18 protein-coding genes are annotated in these 15,658 nt (G+C 69.4%); 8 read left to right on the top strand and 10 right to left on the bottom strand.

The features are described from left to right. Positions 1-107: 107 nt before the first annotated feature. The 3 genes from HY68_RS34830 to HY68_RS34820 all read left to right on the top strand — a co-directional run bounded on the left by HY68_RS34830 (position 108) and on the right by HY68_RS34820 (position 3,285). Positions 108-1,061 (top strand): DUF389 domain-containing protein, encoded by a 954-nt coding sequence (locus tag HY68_RS34830; RefSeq protein ID WP_042000773.1) that lies wholly within the window; start codon positions 108-110, stop codon positions 1,059-1,061. 83 nt (positions 1,062-1,144) lie between these two features. Further along, a complete protein-coding gene (locus HY68_RS34825) occupies positions 1,145-1,849 on the top strand; it encodes a response regulator transcription factor (protein ID WP_041999581.1) in 705 nt (234 codons plus the stop codon). Further along, positions 1,846-3,285 (top strand): HAMP domain-containing sensor histidine kinase, encoded by a 1,440-nt coding sequence (locus tag HY68_RS34820; RefSeq protein WP_241778857.1) that lies wholly within the window; start codon positions 1,846-1,848, stop codon positions 3,283-3,285. Before HY68_RS34825 ends, HY68_RS34820 begins: the two co-directional genes overlap by 4 nt. Positions 3,286-3,324: 39 nt before the next feature. Here HY68_RS34820 and HY68_RS34815 read toward each other — a convergent pair whose 3' ends face one another. The 3 genes from HY68_RS34815 to HY68_RS34805 form a co-directional block, all read right to left on the bottom strand. Next, positions 3,325-4,569 carry a DUF1501 domain-containing protein gene (locus tag HY68_RS34815; protein WP_041999578.1) on the bottom strand — a complete coding sequence of 415 codons (1,245 nt, stop codon included), beginning with the start codon at positions 4,567-4,569 and terminating at the stop codon, positions 3,325-3,327. Between the two features lie 13 nt (positions 4,570-4,582). Beyond that, the gene (locus HY68_RS34810; protein ID WP_041999576.1) at positions 4,583-5,971 is read right to left on the bottom strand and encodes a DUF1800 domain-containing protein; all 1,389 of its coding nucleotides are present in this window, start codon (positions 5,969-5,971) and stop codon (positions 4,583-4,585) included. Positions 5,972-6,071: 100 nt separating this feature from the next. Further along, entirely contained in the window at positions 6,072-7,607 is a 1,536-nt protein-coding gene (locus HY68_RS34805; RefSeq protein ID WP_198533484.1) for a sulfatase-like hydrolase/transferase, read from the bottom strand. 243 nt (positions 7,608-7,850) lie between these two features. On the opposite strand from HY68_RS34805, the gene HY68_RS45880 reads away from it, so the two are divergent. Genes HY68_RS45880 through HY68_RS34795 form a run of 3 tightly spaced genes read left to right on the top strand, consistent with a single transcriptional unit; the run spans position 7,851 to position 8,791 of the window. Next, complete coding sequence (locus tag HY68_RS45880) at positions 7,851-8,261, top strand: hypothetical protein (protein WP_241778856.1); 411 nt, start codon at positions 7,851-7,853, stop codon at positions 8,259-8,261. Positions 8,262-8,273: 12 nt separating this feature from the next. Continuing rightward, positions 8,274-8,579: a hypothetical protein gene (locus tag HY68_RS45875; RefSeq protein WP_241778855.1), complete on the top strand. Its 306-nt coding sequence runs from the start codon at positions 8,274-8,276 to the stop codon at positions 8,577-8,579. Beyond that, positions 8,576-8,791: a hypothetical protein gene (locus tag HY68_RS34795; protein WP_041999574.1), complete on the top strand. Its 216-nt coding sequence runs from the start codon at positions 8,576-8,578 to the stop codon at positions 8,789-8,791. Before HY68_RS45875 ends, HY68_RS34795 begins: the two co-directional genes overlap by 4 nt. A gap of 70 nt (positions 8,792-8,861) precedes the next feature. On the opposite strand, the gene HY68_RS34790 is transcribed toward HY68_RS34795, so the two are convergent. From HY68_RS34790 to HY68_RS34770, 5 genes are all read right to left on the bottom strand, one after another. Beyond that, complete coding sequence (locus HY68_RS34790) at positions 8,862-9,347, bottom strand: peroxiredoxin family protein (protein ID WP_041999571.1); 486 nt, start codon at positions 9,345-9,347, stop codon at positions 8,862-8,864. Between the two features lie 244 nt (positions 9,348-9,591). Then, the gene (locus HY68_RS34785) at positions 9,592-10,737 is read right to left on the bottom strand and encodes a beta-propeller fold lactonase family protein (RefSeq protein WP_041999569.1); all 1,146 of its coding nucleotides are present in this window, start codon (positions 10,735-10,737) and stop codon (positions 9,592-9,594) included. Positions 10,738-10,906: 169 nt separating this feature from the next. Continuing rightward, a complete protein-coding gene (locus HY68_RS34780; protein ID WP_041999566.1) occupies positions 10,907-11,203 on the bottom strand; it encodes an antibiotic biosynthesis monooxygenase in 297 nt (98 codons plus the stop codon). Positions 11,204-11,363: 160 nt separating this feature from the next. Next, positions 11,364-12,095, bottom strand: coding sequence for an SDR family oxidoreductase (locus HY68_RS34775; protein WP_041999563.1), 732 nt, complete (start codon positions 12,093-12,095; stop codon positions 11,364-11,366). Positions 12,096-12,225: 130 nt separating this feature from the next. Beyond that, positions 12,226-12,849, bottom strand: a complete 624-nt coding sequence (locus HY68_RS34770) for a TetR/AcrR family transcriptional regulator (protein WP_041999560.1) — start codon at positions 12,847-12,849, stop codon at positions 12,226-12,228. 129 nt (positions 12,850-12,978) lie between these two features. Between HY68_RS34770 and HY68_RS34765 the strand changes: the two genes are divergently transcribed. Then, the gene (locus HY68_RS34765; protein WP_241778854.1) at positions 12,979-13,506 is read left to right on the top strand and encodes a CPBP family intramembrane glutamic endopeptidase; all 528 of its coding nucleotides are present in this window, start codon (positions 12,979-12,981) and stop codon (positions 13,504-13,506) included. Positions 13,507-13,593: 87 nt separating this feature from the next. Here HY68_RS34765 and HY68_RS34760 read toward each other — a convergent pair whose 3' ends face one another. Then, the gene (locus HY68_RS34760) at positions 13,594-14,172 is read right to left on the bottom strand and encodes a TetR/AcrR family transcriptional regulator (RefSeq protein WP_041999555.1); all 579 of its coding nucleotides are present in this window, start codon (positions 14,170-14,172) and stop codon (positions 13,594-13,596) included. A gap of 90 nt (positions 14,173-14,262) precedes the next feature. Here HY68_RS34760 and HY68_RS34755 point away from each other — a divergent pair, with 90 nt between their 5' ends. Then, positions 14,263-14,709, top strand: a complete 447-nt coding sequence (locus HY68_RS34755; protein WP_041999554.1) for a DUF1772 domain-containing protein — start codon at positions 14,263-14,265, stop codon at positions 14,707-14,709. Positions 14,710-14,786: 77 nt separating this feature from the next. Here HY68_RS34755 and HY68_RS44385 read toward each other — a convergent pair. Continuing rightward, positions 14,787-15,658: transposase (locus HY68_RS44385; protein ID WP_041999551.1), on the bottom strand; the 872-nt coding region annotated here is incomplete at its 5' end.

The raw sequence follows: 15,658 nt of genomic DNA, 5'->3' as shown, positions 1-15,658 counted from the left end.
CCCGCCTGCCCCGTACGATCCGCGCTGCCGATCCGCTACCGATCCGCTACCGGCGTTCGGCCGTACCGGCGTCCGGCACGGGCACCGGTGACGGCACAATGGCCCGCGTGCTGCATGTACGTGTGATCAGTCCTGCCGTCAGTACCGACGAGGTGCTGCGGATCGCCGACGACCATCCGGCGATCGTCAACGTGATCAAGATGCTTGGTGCCGCCCACGCGCCCAAGGGCGACTTCGTGGAGTTCGACGTCGCCCGGGAGGCCGCCAACGGGGTACTCGACCAGCTGAGTGCCCTCGGCCTCAAGGACACCGGCGCCATCACCGTCGAACAACTGGACCTGTCCATCTCCACGGCGTCCGAGGTGGCCGAGGAAGTAGCCCCCGGAGACCCGGACGACGCGGTCGTCTGGAAGGAGCTGGCGGCCCGTACCGCCACCGATACCCGCGTCACCTGGGGCTTCCTGGCCTTCCTCGCCCTCGCGACTCAGATCGCGGCCATCGGCGCCCTGCTGGACCAGCCCATCCTCATCGTCGGAGCGATGGTCCTCGGCCCGGAGTTCGGCCCCGTGGCGGCCATCTGCTTCGGACTGCTGCGAGGCGACCGGCGGCTGATCGGCGCGGCCGTACGGGCACTCGTGATCGGCTTCACCGTGGCCATCGCGATCACGCTGGCGTGTACGTCCGTCAGCCGGCTGCTGGGCTGGATCACGCCAGGCATGCTGGACGACCGTCCCCTGACCGACTTCATCATCCACCCGGACAAGTGGTCGTTCATCGTCGCCGTACTGGCGGGGGTAGCGGGGATCCTCTCCCTGACGGCCGGGAAATCGTCCGCATTGATCGGCGTCTTCATCTCCGTCACCACCGTTCCCGCCGCGGGCAACATCGCCGTGGCCGTCGCGCTGGCGCACTGGCACGAGGTCGGCGCGTCGTTCGAACAACTCGGGATCAACCTGGCGGGGATGCTCATCGCCGGCACCCTCACCCTGCTCGTACAACGCACCCTGTGGGCCCGCTACGGCATGCACATGTCCCCTGCCTCTCGTAACAAGACCGCCTGAAGCCACCCCGTGCAGGACGAGAGGGACGGTCCCATCCCGGGGCCACGGTGCCTGCGGGAGGGGGACGATGCCAGGATGCGGGCATGAACGCATCAGACGTCCCGCCCGGTACGCGGCTGCTCGTCGTCGAGGACGAGCCGGCCATCCTGGACGTCCTGGCCACGTCGCTGCAGTTCCTCGGGTACGAGGTGTCGCAGGCGGCGACCGGCAGGGCGGCCCTGACGGCGATCCGGGAGCACGCCCCCCATCTCGTGCTGCTCGACGTGATGCTTCCCGACATCGACGGTTTCGAGGTGGTGCGCCGGGTGCGGGCGGCCGGCTCGGCAACGCCGGTGATCTTCCTGACCGCTCGCGAGAGCGGCCAGGACATCGTGGGCGGACTCGATCTGGGTGCCGACGACTACATCACGAAGCCGTTCCGGCTCGCCGAGGTCGCCGCGCGGGTGCGTGCCGTGCTGCGGCGGGGTGAGAGCACCGCCTCGACCCAACTCCTCGTCTGCGGGGATCTGGAGATGAACACCGAGACCTACGAAGTACGCCGGGGTGGGGTGCGGGTGGAGCTCTCCCCCACCGAATACCGGTTGCTCCACCATCTGCTGCTGAACCGGAACCGCGTCCTGACACACGATCAACTCCTTGAGCTTGTGTGGGACTTCGGTGAGGGCGATCACGGGGTGCTGAAGACCTACATCTCCTATCTGCGTCGCAAACTCGACGCGCTGGGCCCGGGGATGATCGAGACCCGGCGGGGCGTCGGCTACATACTCCGCGAGCAGGCGACCCCGTGAGTCGGACGGCATCCGAACGCCGCTCCCTGCCGCCTCGTTCGCTGCGGCCCCGTTCGCTGCGGGGCCGGCTTCTGCTGGCACTGCTCACCCTCGCGGCGGCGGCCCTGCTCGCCCTGGACGCAGTGGTGTTCGGCGCACTGCGGAACGACATGACGCACCGCACCGATGTCACCCTGCGCGCGGTGCGCCAGCGGGTGGCCCAGCAACTCGCACAGACCGGTCCTGGGGGAACGCTCGGCAGCGACGTCCGGCTGCTCGGTGCCTCGGAGTTCTACCTCCAGCTGCGCAGGCCCGACGGGAGCGTGCGCGATCTCGTACCGCAGTTGCGGGACCCGGACGATGCCGCGCCGCGCCTGCCGGATCCGCTGTCCGCTGCCCGTGGCACCGACCCGGTCACGGTGGGGCCGGTGTCGCCGGACGGCCCCGATTACCGGCTGCTGGTGCAGCGGGTCCCCGGCCGTGGCACGCTGATCGCCGCCGCGCCCCTGGACCAGGTCCAGGGGACGCTGCGGCAGGTGCTGATCGTCGAGGCGGTGGCGACCGGCAGTGTGCTGGCGCTCCTCGCTGGTGCGGGGCTGTGGGTCCTGCGTCGCGGTCTGCGGCCGCTGGAGTCGATGGCCAGGGACGCGGACGGCATCGCGTCCGGTGACCGTGCCGACCGTGTCGCACCCGCCGATGACAACACGGAGGTCGGGCGGCTCGGCCTCGCCCTGAACACGATGCTGGCCGCCGAGCGGAACACCCAGGATCGGCTGCGCCGGTTCGTCGCGGACGCCTCACACGAACTGCGCACGCCCGTCACCGCCGTGCTCGGCTACGCCGATCTGCACCACCAGGGTGCGCTCGCCCGCCCCGAGCAGCGGGAGCGGGTGATGAACGGCATCACCACAGAGGCCCTGCGCATGCAACGACTCGTCGACGACCTGCTGTTGCTCGCCCGGCTCGACAGCGTCCCTGTCCGCGGCCGCAACTCCGTGGACCTGGTCGGAATCGTGGGCGAGGCCGTGTCCGCCGCACGCGTCGTGGCACCGCGCAGCCCCGTGACGGTGCGGGCCGACGGCAGTGTGCGGGTGCACGGCGACGGCGAGCACCTGCGGCGTGTGGTCGACAACCTGCTGGCGAACATACGCAACCACACGCCGTCCGGGACAGCGGCACAGGTGACGGTACGCGCCGGCGGTCCGGCCGCGCCGGGCAACGGCAGGCCGGACGTGATCCTCGCCGTCGCCGACGAGGGTCCGGGGATCCCCGCCGAGGCACTGCCGCGCCTCTTCGACCGCTTCTACCGCGCCGACCCGGCGCACAGCGGCGACGGCAGCGGCCTGGGGCTGGCCATCGTCGCGGCAGTGGCCCAGGCACACGGTGGGAGCGTGGAGGTCACCAGCGCCCCCGGGGAGGGAACCTGTGTGACCGTCCGGCTCCCCATGGCCCCCTGACGCAGCGGCGCACCCTGACGCACGGGAGCCGGGCCGGCTTCACAGGAAGGCGAGCGTCGTGTCGTGGCCGTCGAGGATCTTCGCCGGGTCGGTGTCGAGGACGTCGCGCAGCAGGGTGGCGTACACGTCGCGGAAGTCGGTCGTCGCTCGCAGATCGTCGTCCGTGAGGTCCGTGAGGCTCGGCTGGTCACCGTAGAAGCCGCCCTTGACCGGTGCGCCGAGCAGGAACACCGGACCGGCGGTGCCGTGGTCGGTGCCCTGGTTGGCATTGGCCTTGGGGCGGCGGCCGAACTCCGAGTAGACGGCGACGACGACCTTCTGCCCTGCCTTCGTCTTTCTGACGCGGTCGAGGAACGCGCCCAGCTCGTGGTCGAGTTGGCCGAGCAGGCGGGACTGGGTGGTCTTCTCGGCGGCGTGCGTGTCGAAGCCGCCGAGGCTCACGCTGTACGCGCGAGTGGGCACGCCTGACGTGATCGCCCTGGCCACCACGTCCAGTTGCATGCCGAGCCCGCTCTGGCCGCCCGCGGAACTCGCGTCGTTCGTCGCGTCGTCGTCGCTCGGCCCCCCGGCGCCGTCCTGGTCCGCGTCCGGAGCACCGCCGAAAGCCGAGGTGACCTTCGTCAGGTCGGCCAGCGAGGCACCCGCCCGCTTCAGCAGCGGGTGAGCGTCGTCGTCGATGTGTGCCAGCTCGGTGCAGGTGCGCTGCCAGGCGTCCGGCAGTTTCGCGCCGCCCAGCCGGACAGCCGCGCCCGCTGTCCGCTCGCCGGCCATCAGCGGCGGCAGGGTGGCGCCCACGGAGACGCCCATGAGCGGATTCGCGCCGCCCTCGTGGTCCAGCCAGCGGCCCAGCCAGCCCGACGGGAGCGGACCGGACGGGGACGCGGTCTGCCAGATCGCCATCGAGCGGAAGTGGCTGTGATCCGGCTTGGGGTAGGACACGCCGCGTACGACCGCGAGTTGCTTGTCGTCCCACAGCTCCTTCATTCGCTTCATCCCCGGGTTGAGGCCGAGTCCGTCGCCCAGGGGGAGCACCTCGTCCGCGCTGTAGGCGAGATCGCCGCGCAGGCTCTGGTAGTGCGAATCGGCGGCGGGCACCAGGGTGTTGAGGCCGTCGTTGCCTCCGTACAGGGTGACCAGCACCAGCGTCGCCGCGTCACTGTCGGCGGCGCCGGAACCGGTGGCGAGCAATTCGTCCACGCCCCAGGCGGTGGCTCCGGCGGCCAGCGCGACTCCCCCGGCCACACCGCTCGTGATGAGGAACCTTCGTCGCGTCCAGGTGTCCATGGGGCTCTCTCCTTCAGCTCAGGACGAGGTGTTCGGGTGCGGTCAGCGCGACGGCCGTCACCTTGCGGGGATCGTGTGCGGCCGCTCGCAGCACCTCGCGTGTGGCCGCGCTCCAGGCGCCGACCCCGAGCTTGCGAGCCAGCAGATCCGGGCGCTCGGTTGTGGCGGCCGCGGCCACGTCGCCGAGCTCGGCGTGGCGTACGAGTTGCTGCGCGAAGGTGATCCGCACCTGGGCGGCGGCAGTGGTGAGCCATGCCGCGCCGGCGGGCCAACCACCCACGCTGTCCGGTGCGAACGGCGTCTGGCCGAGACCCGTCAGGGTGCGGGTCAGCAACTGCCTCCGAGCCTTCTGCGGCAGTGCGGAAGGGTGTACTCCCAGCGCCCGCAGACTGCCCACCACGTATTCGACCGGCTGTTTCACCAGTACGTTGTCGGCGTCGGCGAACGCCTCGTCGGTGAACACCGCCCGGAACATGGCCTTTGTGTCGCGCTGTTGCCCGTAGGCCGCCGTGACGCGTGCCAGTGCGGTCTTCGAGGGCTTGTTCTCGTTGCTCACCAGGGCGCCCCACATGCGGGTGGCCACGTGGCCGTGCGAGTCCGGCAGGCTCACCAGGTGGTCGATGAGCGTCCGCGCGGAGAAATCGGCCGTCTCACCCACCACGGTCTGCTGTCCCTGGTCGTGCCTGCGCGGCTTGAAGTGGGCCTTCCACGGATGGGCACGCCGGTCCACGGTCCACCCGGTGAGGGCGGCGGCTGCCTGGCGCACGTCGGACTCGGTGTAGTGGCCGACCCCGAGCACGAAGAGCTCCATCAGCTCCCGGCCGAGGTTCTCGTTCGGCGCCTCGGCGACACTGCCGTCGGCGTCCAGCCACACCATGAGCGCCGGGTCGACCACCATGGCCCGGGCCAGCTCGCGGAAATCGCCTCCGCCCAGACGCCGCAGCGTTTCGTTCTGTTGCAGCATCGCCGCAGCGGACTTGACCTTCTGGATGGACGTGGCCCAGTGGTTGTGCCACAGCAGCGTCCGCTTCTCCACCCATGGATGCTCGGCGGCCACCATGCGCTCCAGCCACCACTGGGTGAGTTCTTCGCGCTGTTGCCGCAGAACTTCGCGGTAGTGCTTGCGGACGGGGTCGTCCCCGGGTTTCTTCGGTTCCGTACCGTCCCCGGATTTCTGTGCACGCTTCTGCTGGGTCTCGGAGTTGCGCGCCGGCAGAGGGCCCGGTTCAGGGGCGGGCGTCGCATCGGCCCCCCGGTCAGCTCCTGTTGGGGTCAGCACGCGTTCGAGCGTGGCCTCGAACCCGGCCTTCCGCGCGGCGTCCACGGCGTCCGGCACGGCGTCGAACCCCGTGCGTTGCAGCAGACGTGTCACGTGTGCCCGGCTGTCAAGTGTCCTTCCCATGGTGGGAGTTTGCGGGTACGGGGTTCCACGCGCGTCTGCGCCGGGTGTGAGAACCGTGGGAATCGATCGGGGTGGCAGGACGGCGCGTACCAGGCCGAGGTCAGTCGGTTCGGGCCGCGGCGGTGCACTCTTCCGAGCCCTTGCAGTCCTGGAGCTTCAGCAGCGTGGACGCGAGGTTCTTCTTGGTGTCCGAGGACAGTTGGGCGTAGACGTTGTGCAGCATGTCCCGGTCCTTGCTGCGGTCGTAGTACTCGTGAGAGCCGTTCTTGTACTCGACGTACGTGTACCGGCCGGTGCGCAGCGCCTCGTAGCTCGGCGGATTGCCGCTGCCCTTACCGGGCTTGTCGGGGTCCTGGGGAGAGGTGTTGGGCCCGTGGTGCTCCACCAGCGCGGTCTGCGGCCAGTCTTCCGGAGTTCCCCCGTGCAGCAGGGGCACCAGGCTGCGGCCGTCGGTCTCCGGGTCGGGCTTGCCGCCGCCCAGTTCGGTGAAGGTCGGGCAGATGTCGATGTTGGAGGCGACCGCCTTGGTCGTGGCGCCCTGCTTGACCCCCAGTCCCGTGACGACCAGGGGTACGTTCACGTCGGTGTCGAAGGCCGTCTGTTTGCCCGGCATCAAGCGGTACTGACCCATGTGGAAGCCGTTGTCGGAGGCGAAGGCGAAGACGGTGTTGTCGTAGACGTCTGCCTTCTTCAGTTTCTCCTGGAGGTCACCGATCATGCGGTCGACCGCCTGCACGGCGCGAACGCGCTTGCGGTACGTCTTGGTGATTTTCGTGATCTGCTGAGGAGTGAAGGACTTCTTGTCCTTGAGCCACTGCGGGGCGTCGGTCGGGGTCTTGTCGAAGGCCGGGGGCTTCGGGAGCGGCAGGTCCTTGAACGCGCCCTGGTCCTCGGGGGCCGGGGTGGCCGGGCCGTGCGGCGCGAACGTGGAGATGTCGAGCACGAAGGGCTTCTTCGCCTTCACCGAGTTCTCGATGAACTCCTGGCCCTTTGCGCTGACGACATCGGTCAGGTAGTCGGCCGGGTCGTGCCCGTAGTCGACCGTCCTGCCGTTCTGGTTGAGTGTGTAGTCGTACTCCTTGTAGCCGTTTCCGGCCACGTCCCACTCGTTCCAGCCCGGGGGTACGTAGTTGTTCTTGCCGTTCACGGTCATGTCCGGCTGATAGCCGTTGAGGTACTTGCCCATCATCGCGGTCCGGTAGCCCTGCTGTTGGAGGGCGGTGGCGAAGGTCTTGTCCTCGTTCCCTTTCTCATGGAAGGTCTCGAAGCCGCCGTCCGGGGGCATATTGGTGAACACCCCTGTGTTGTGCGGGAACTTACCGGTGAAGATCGACGAACGCGACGGGCAGCACAGCGAGTCCGTCACCGTGTAGTTGGAGAAGGTCAGACCGCTTTTCTGCATGGCCTTCACGTGGGGCATGTAGGTCACCAGGTCCGACGAGAGGTCGTCGGTCAGCACCCACACGATGTTCGGTGACTGGGCCGAATCCGTACGCTGCGCGCTGGCGCTCGGACTCTCCCTGTCCGTGTCCGGCGCGCCGCCGCCGCTGTCCCCGCTGCACCCGGCCAGGCCGGCCGCGAGGGCCGCCGTGGCCAGCCACAGCGGAGCTTTCCTGCGCACACCTGCGATGGTCAACGGTTCTCCTCCTGGGCAGCGTGACCGAATGAATCCCGAAAGCCCGACCGTGCCGCAGGAGGGTGTGAGAACGGTGGGAGAAGGGCGCGCGGGGCGTGGGAATGGGCCGGGCTTTCATACCGGGACACGTAGTCACCCTGGGTGCGGACCTGGGAGCGGTCCATGCAGCGCCACGTATGACGGAATCCTGACGTGCGCCCGCGTCACCGCGACCGCGGGCTGCGACTTCCCTAGGGTGCGAATATGGCATCCATTACATCGCATGCATTCGGTACAACGGGACGTGACGGAGATCGTCCGCCGGACGGCCTCGGCGCCGAATCGGGGCCGGCGGCGGCCGGGCGGCGCGCGTTCGATCCGGAGTCGGAGTGGTGGGTGCGGGCGCTGCTGTCGGAGGGCGGCGTCTTCGAGGATGCCTGCACCCGCCTCCATGAGGTGCTGCTGCGGATCGCGCACTCGGAGCTGGCGCGGCGCTGCGGCAGTCACAACATCACCGGTCCCGAACTGGACGACCTGGCCCAGCAGGCGGCCTCGGACGCCCTCCTGGCGATCGTCCGGAAGGTGGGGCGGTTCCGCGGCGAGAGCAAGTTCACCACCTGGGCGTTCACTTTCGTGGTGTTCGAGGTGTCGGCCAAGGTCGGCCGGCATTTCTGACGATCCGCCGCCGTGGCACTGGAAAGCGAGGACTGGGAGCGGCTGCCCGATCGGCTCGGCCTCGACCCGGCCGCCCAGTCCGAGGCCCGGGCGCTGGTCATAGCCCTGCGCACAGCGGTCGACGAGACTCTGACCGCTCACCAGCGCCGGATCTTCACGGCGCTCGTCCTCGACGCGGTGCCGCTCGACGCGCTGGTGGACCGGCTGGGGACCAACCGCAACGCCGTCTACAAGACAATGTTCGACGCCCGGCGGAAACTGCGCGACCGGCTGGTCGCCCAGGGGTTCCTGGACACGGACACAGCGAGGCCCTCATGATCGACACCACGACACTGGACAACCTCCTTCGCACCGACCCCGAGGACGTCGGATGCGGACAGGCCATGGCAGCCCTGCATGTATACGCGGAACTGGCCGCCGGCGGAAGCGAGGCGATGCCCGGCGTGGAGGCACATCTGCGTGCGTGCGGGCCGTGCTCCGAGGACTACCAGGGGCTGCTGCGGTCGGTCACCTTCGCCGCAGGACTGTGACGCGCGCAGGACTGTGACGCGCGCGGAACTGCGGGCCCGCCGGCAGGCCGTATTCCGGCGGGCCCGTGGTTCAGCTCGCCGCGTGCTCCTTGACGTACTTGATCAGGCCAGCGACATCTTCGGGGACGAGACGTCCTATGGCGCCGTTGGAGTAGACGGCGACGATGACCTGCCCCTGCGGGTCGAGGACGAATCCGGTGGACTGGAGGTATTCCGGGCCGGGGTTGACGAAGGCGCCCGTGACCGCGGCGACGGCTCGTGCGTCGGCGCTGTGCCCCACAGGGAACGTCAGCTTGTGCTTCTCGACCAGCGCGCGGGTGGTGTCCTCGTCGTCGACGGAGAGCGCGACGACCTTCACGCCGAGCTCGTTCAGCGTCTCCTGGGCACGCTGGAAGGCCCGCAACTGGGCGTTGCAGTAGGGGCACCAGGACCCCCGGTAGAAGAGCACCACGCCGAACTGTCCACTCAGGGCTTCGGGCAGCTCCACCTTCTCACCGCCGGGCACGGTGACGGTGAGGGACGGGAAGGCGTCCCCGGGGTGCAGAGCGTCATTCATCAGGATCTCCTGTCGGTCGGGTGAGCCGCGCGGGTCGGTGTCCCGGCACGGCGGGGGCCGCGGCGCGGGCGGCAGGAGCCGCCGACGCCGCGGAGCTACGTACGGTCCGCGTGATGCGGACCGGTGGTCATTGTGTTGCGCGGCGCCCCGTGGCACCGGCGGTTCTGCCCGGCGGCGCCGAAGTGGTCGCCTCCGGCGGATTCCTCGTCGAGGTGGCCGCCGGCCGTCGATGAACGGCGCGGCGTCAGAGCGCGACGATCCCTTCGCCGCCCACGGCGCCCGGTACGTTGACGGAGCCGATCGCCGTGAGCGAGCCGTCGCGGCCGACCCGGAACGCGTCGATGTTCCCGTCCTTGCCGGTCTGCGCGTACAGGTAGCGGCCGTCCGACGAGGCGGCGGTGTCGACCGTGCCGCCGTCGGTGGCGGTGTCGCCCAGTGCGGTCAGCGCGCCGTGCTCGTCGCGGAAACCGGAGAGACTGCCGCTGCCCGCGTTCGACGCGTACAGCCGGTCACCGACCCGGACGACCCAGCAGGTCGCCATCTGGCCGGTGGCCTGCTGGTCCACGGCCGTGACCTTGCCGTCGCGCCCGACGCGGTAGGTCGCGACGGCGTTGGGCCCTGCCTGGGTGACCACGAGCCGACCTTCGGCGTCGAACGTGAAGCCGAACGGCACTGTGCCCGCCTCGACGTTCACCACCGGCTCGGCCGAAGGGGCACCCAGCCGGCTCAGCGGGAACACGTCGATGCTGTTGCCGTTGGCCTTGGTGGTGACGACGAGTTTCGAGCCGTCGGGTGTGAAGGAGATCTGTCCGGGGGTGTTGGTGAACTGCGGTGCCGCTTCCGGGTCGAGGCCGAGCGCCCGGTGCCAGGACGAGACCTTCAACAGCCGGTTGCCGACGCGCACATATCCCTGGATCGACCCGCCGTCCAGCGCGTTGGCCACGAAGACCTGATCGCCGTGGACCGCGATGCTGACGGGGAACTCACCGCCGGACGAGATGACTTGCACCCGGTCCAGCCGCTCACCGTGTACGGCGAACACCGTCACGGTGTCGCTGCCCGCGTTGACCGCGTACAGCAGGTGCTGGCGTTGGTCGTACGTCAACGAGCCCTGCGAGGCGAGGTGATCCACGGCCGAGCCCTCAAGTACCCCTCCCTTCCCGCCGGTGCGGTAGGTGCCGGCCGCGGAGAGCGTGCCGTCGGCGTGCCGCCGGTACGCGACGACCGCGTTGCCGTCGGTGTTGTCGGTCTGTACGAACACGGGAGCGCCCGACCGGTCCTGCGACGGATGCCCGGAAGCCAAAGCAGAAGCCGGCGTCGCGACGAGGGCGGCCGCGGCGACCGACATGCCGACCGCGGCCGTGCGGACAGTGCGAACGGGGAAACGCATGAGAGCTCCTGGTGGTGTGCGGTGGTCGAAGAGAACGACCACTTAGCAGCCACCGCGACGCCACTCTTACCGCCGCAACGGCCGCGCCGCCCCCACGTTCGCGTTTCGTAAGACCTGACCTGCGGCTCGACGCGCGGCTTGACGTGCGCCAGGCCCGGTATCGGCTCGGCTACTTCACGGCGAGCACGTCGACGGACGTGATCTCAGGATTCCGAGCGAGCAGATCGGGAGCTGCTTCGCCCAGCGCCTTGGCGATTTCACCGGCGAGGTGTGCCTGTCGGCCGTCCTCGGTCTCGAACGTGTCGAAGATGCCGAACCCGCTCAGGCCCGTACGGAACGCGTACCAGGTCACCGTCCCTGACTCCTGCATCGCGAGCGCGCGACCCGCTTCGAGGAACGAGGCGAGTTCGTCTTCCTTGCCGGGCTTTGCTTCCAGCTGTACGAGAAGTCCGACCGTGACGGTCATGGTGTCCACCTTGAGAGTTGTCGAACGTCGTCGGTTGACGGAGCACCCGCAGCAGGCGCTGGTACCGCCGTGACGTGCCCTGCGGCAGGGTGCTGACAGCAGTGTGGATCCTCACCGCCCGCTGCGGCTCTCCGTTCCCATGAGTGTCCGGGCGCGTCCCTCAAACGGCGGTGCCGCCACCGTCGGCGGCGAGGGTGGAGCCCGTGACGTAGCTGGAGCGGGGTGAGGCGAGGAAGTAGATGGCCTCGGCGATCTCAAGGGGGTTGGCGGTACGGCGCAGTGGGAGGCCCTTGCCGAGCTCGGCGACACCGTCGCCCCACTCGGCGAGGACGCCTGCGGTGATGGTCGGGCCGGGGGCGACGCTGTTGACCCGCACGCCCTGCGGGCCGAACTCCGCGGCCCAGGTGCGGGTGAAGGACGCGAGGGCGGCCTTCGTGGCGCTGTAGCCGGAGGCGCCGGGGACGCCCATCGAGGCGGCCATGGTGGTGACGTTGACGATGCTTCCGCTGCCCTTGGCCAGCATGGCGGGCACGAGCGCCGCGGTCAGGAAGTACGTGCCCCGCACGTTCGTGTCGAACATCCGCTGGAAGCCGGCGACGTCCTGCTCGACGGTCGGCGCGACCGGGAAGGCGGAGGCGTTGTTGACCAGGATGTCGACCGGTCCTGCCGCTTCGGCGAGTGCACCGACCGACTCCAGGTCGGCGAGGTCCGCGGCCACGAAACGAACCGTTCCGGGACCCTGTGCGATGTCGGCGACGGCCTTGGCGCCGCGCTCGGCGTCACGGCCGGAGATGACGACGGTCGCGCCTGCCCTGACGAAGAGGCGGGCGGCTTCGAGGCCGATGCCGGCGGTGCCGCCGGTGATGAGTGCGACCTGATCGTTGAGTTCCATCGTGCTGCCTTCTTCCGAGTTTTTAGAGTGCTCCCTCTATTTTTAGTCGCCGCAGAGACGGTGTCAAACGTTCAGGGGGTCGCTTCGGCTCGCGCCGCGGCTCAACCGGCCTGCTTCACCGGCGAACGGCTCAGCTCACGGCGTGACAGCGGATCCGCTCGATCATCGCGGTCAGGACGGCGTCCAGTGCGATCGTGTCGCGGCGGGCCTGGGTCATCAGCAGACCGCCCTGCAACGCGGTGAGCGTGGCCAGCGCCAGCTGCTCCGGGTCGGCGTCGGGGCCCAACTCGCCCCGGTTCTGCATCTCCTGGAGCCCCGCCTGGATCGCGTCCTGCCACTCGGCGTAGCCCGCGGCGAGCTGGGCGCGGGCCTGTGGGTCGCGGTCGGAGAGCTCCACGGACAGCGACCCGATCGGGCAGCCACCCTCGCAGCCGTTCGCCTGCTGCGCCTGGATGATGGCGTCCCGCCACGCCTCCAGCGCCTCGAAGCTGTCCAGCCGGCTGAGCAGCGGTCGCTGGAAGGCGAGCACGTACTCGGTCTGGTACGTGATGACGGCCTGGACCAGCGTCTTCTTGTCGCCGAAGTAGTGGTAGATCTGCGACGGGCTGGTGACACCGGCCGCCTTCTGCACGTCTTCGGTACTGGTCCCCGCCACACCCCGCTCGAACATCAGCTGGGCCGCGGCGGCCACGATACGGTCCCGGGTCGCCCGCCCCTTGGGGGTCAGGCGCTGCGTGGCGGTACGGCTCTCCATACCATCAATTTACCAAATTCTGGAGCCACCACTCTATTGGGGTCGGACGTGCGCCGGTCCTGCCGGGTAAGCGGCTGCCCGGGATGTCTGTTCGGCTGGTGGAGCGAGGTCCTGCACTACCGTGCGCCCGTGCGGCGCTGGACGCGCCGGGTACCGATCTCGATGATCGCCGTCGCCCTGGTCGGCCTCAACTACGGGCACCTCGCCGACCAGAGCGCTTCGCTTATGGCGTGCCTGCTGCTGCTCGGGGTGTTCGTCGGCGTCGGCGAAGAACTCATGTTCCGGGGCATCGGCGTCCATGTCTTCCAGCGGGCCGGACTCACCGAGAGCAAGGTCGCCCTGTATTCCTCGCTCGTCTTCGGACTCGTGCACGTCAGCGACGCCTTCGGCCAGGGCGCGCAGGCCCTCGTGCAGGCTCTCGTCATGTCCACCTCGGGCTACTTCTTCTACCCGCGCCTGCGCGTCGGCGGTGTCATCCTGCTGCCGATACTCGTCCACGGGCTCTGGGACACCAGCCTGATCTCCAACCTCGTGGGAGACGAACCTCAGGCGTCCTTGGGCATGGTCCTCGTCGCCCTCCTCAAAGTCGTCCTGATCGTCGTGTTGCTCGTCAAGCGCCGCACGATCGAGACCGCGTCTCCGGCGATCCCGAACTGACTGCGGCACCGCCCGGATACGCGGCCGTCGAGCAAGGCCAGCAGCTCAAGGTCCGAGACCTTGGCCGTGTGCCCGCCGGGCGATGGGTCAGACCATGGCCAGCCGGTCCACCAGCAGCTCCACCCTCCGGTCGGTTTCCGCCGGCGGTAGCCGTCCCGACCGGGTCAGGGTCGCCACCCCGTGCAGGGACGCCCAGAACACCTCGGTGAACAGCCCCGGGTCCACGCCGTCCCCTGCGACCTCGGCGAGGCATTCCAGGAGTGCGGCGAAGGCGTCCTTGAGAGGTTCCGGGGTGTCCTCCTGTGCGTACGGGAGACCGCCGTCGAGCTGGAACATGGCGTCGTAGACCGCCGGGTTGCGCTTGGCGAAGTCGAGGTAGGCGCGGGCGAGGGAGTACACCCGCTCGCGCGGGCTGTCCGCGGCGGCGGTGGCGGCACGTACAGCCGCGGCCATCTCGGCGGCGCCCTCCAGGGCGACGGCGCCGATGATCTCCCGTTTGCCGCGGAAGTGGCTGTAGAGGACGGGCTGGCTGTACTCGATGCGCTCGGCGAGCCGGCGCGTGGTGACCGCGTCCCAGCCCTGCTTCTCGGCGAGTTCGCGGGCTGTCGCCACGATCAGACGCTCGCGGGCCGCCCGTTCGCGCTCCTTGCGTTCCTGTACCGACATGATCCGATCCTAGCACCGCTAGACAATCAAGCGGCAACAGTACTAGCGTTGCCTCAACAGCTAGCACCACTAGATGTCGAGAGGGTCGTCATGTTCAACGCACTTGAGGTCGTCACCATCGTGGTCGTCGGCGTGATGGTGGGGGTGGAGTTCACCGTCGCCTTCGTCATGAACCCGATCTTCAACGCACTCCCCGACGACAGCGGCCAACTCGCCCACGCCCACGGGGGCCGGATGCTCGGCGCCGTGATGCCGGTCTGGTACATCGGCTCGGTCGTCCTCGTCGCGGCCTGGGCCGTCACCGGACGGCACCACCACGGCGCCGGCCTCGTCGTCACCGCCGGCGCGCTGCTGATACTCAGCGTGATCATGTCGATCCTGCTGCTCGTCCCGATCAACAACCAGGGCAAGACATGGACCCCGGAGAACCGGCCCGACGACTGGAAGGAGCAACTGAACCGCTGGCTCCGCTTCCACTACGTCCGTGTCGCCGTCATCATCGCCGCTTTCACCCTGCTGGCCACCGCCCGCAGCTGACCCGGCGGAGCCAGCCGGCTCGATGCCGGGAACAGCGGTGGCGAGGTGGGCGGTCAAGGGGTCTGACTGATTTCGGGTCAGGCGGCCGGTCTGGGCCGCGGGTGACGGATCTGCGGATCGCCCAGCGCCTGGCCCAGCCGCCGGTAGGCATGAGCCGCGGAGACCAGCGTCATATGGTGGTGCCAGCCGGGGAAGGAGCGGCCTTCGAAGTCGAGCAGCCCGTGCTCGTCGCTCATCGTCCGGATGGCGTCGGCGGCGCCCGGGTGCAGGCGGACGAGATCGAGCAGGTCGTCGATACGACGGTGCAGGGCGTTGGTGACCCAGATCCGTCCCTGTCCGGTCGGCAGATGCGTGGCGAAGAAGCGCAGTACCGTGTGCCCGCTGTCCGGAGCATGGGGTTCTGATCCGGTGAGCCAGGCCGTCGACGAGGCGACCCGCACCCTGCGCATGGGGAGGCCGTCCCTGCGTTCGAAGGCCGCGTGCAGTTTGCGGTGTCCGCTTCGCCGCAGTAATTCGCCGACGGGGACCGGGGTCCGGCTGCTGCGCTCGGGCACCACCCGGAGGCCGGCCGGCACCGCGATGATGAACTCCTGATCCCGTGTGCTCAAACCGCGCAGGACGGGAAGCGGGTTCGCGGGGCCCGCCAGGTCCGCGATGACCGGGACCTTGGTGTGCTGGACCTCTGCGTCCAGGGCCCGTACGAGGTCCAGAACGCAGTCGTGCACGGACTGTGCGCGTACGGCGTCCGGGATCCGGGCCCGCTGACGCTGTGCGGGGTCGTCCGTCCAGTCCGGTGGGAGCACGAGGCGCCAGTCGGCTGCGAAAGCCCCCCTGTCCGTGGCGAGGAATATCCCCACCCCTTGCTGGCCGTTGATGGTACGGCCGGACGCGGGGACGAAGCTGCGATGCACGCCGACCGAGTGACTGCCCCGTTTCGGCAGGAACACCG

The sequence above is a fragment of the Streptomyces sp. AcH 505 genome (assembly GCF_000818175.1).
GTDB lineage: Bacteria > Actinomycetota > Actinomycetes > Streptomycetales > Streptomycetaceae > Streptomyces.
This window is presented reverse-complemented; position numbering and strand designations above follow the sequence as displayed.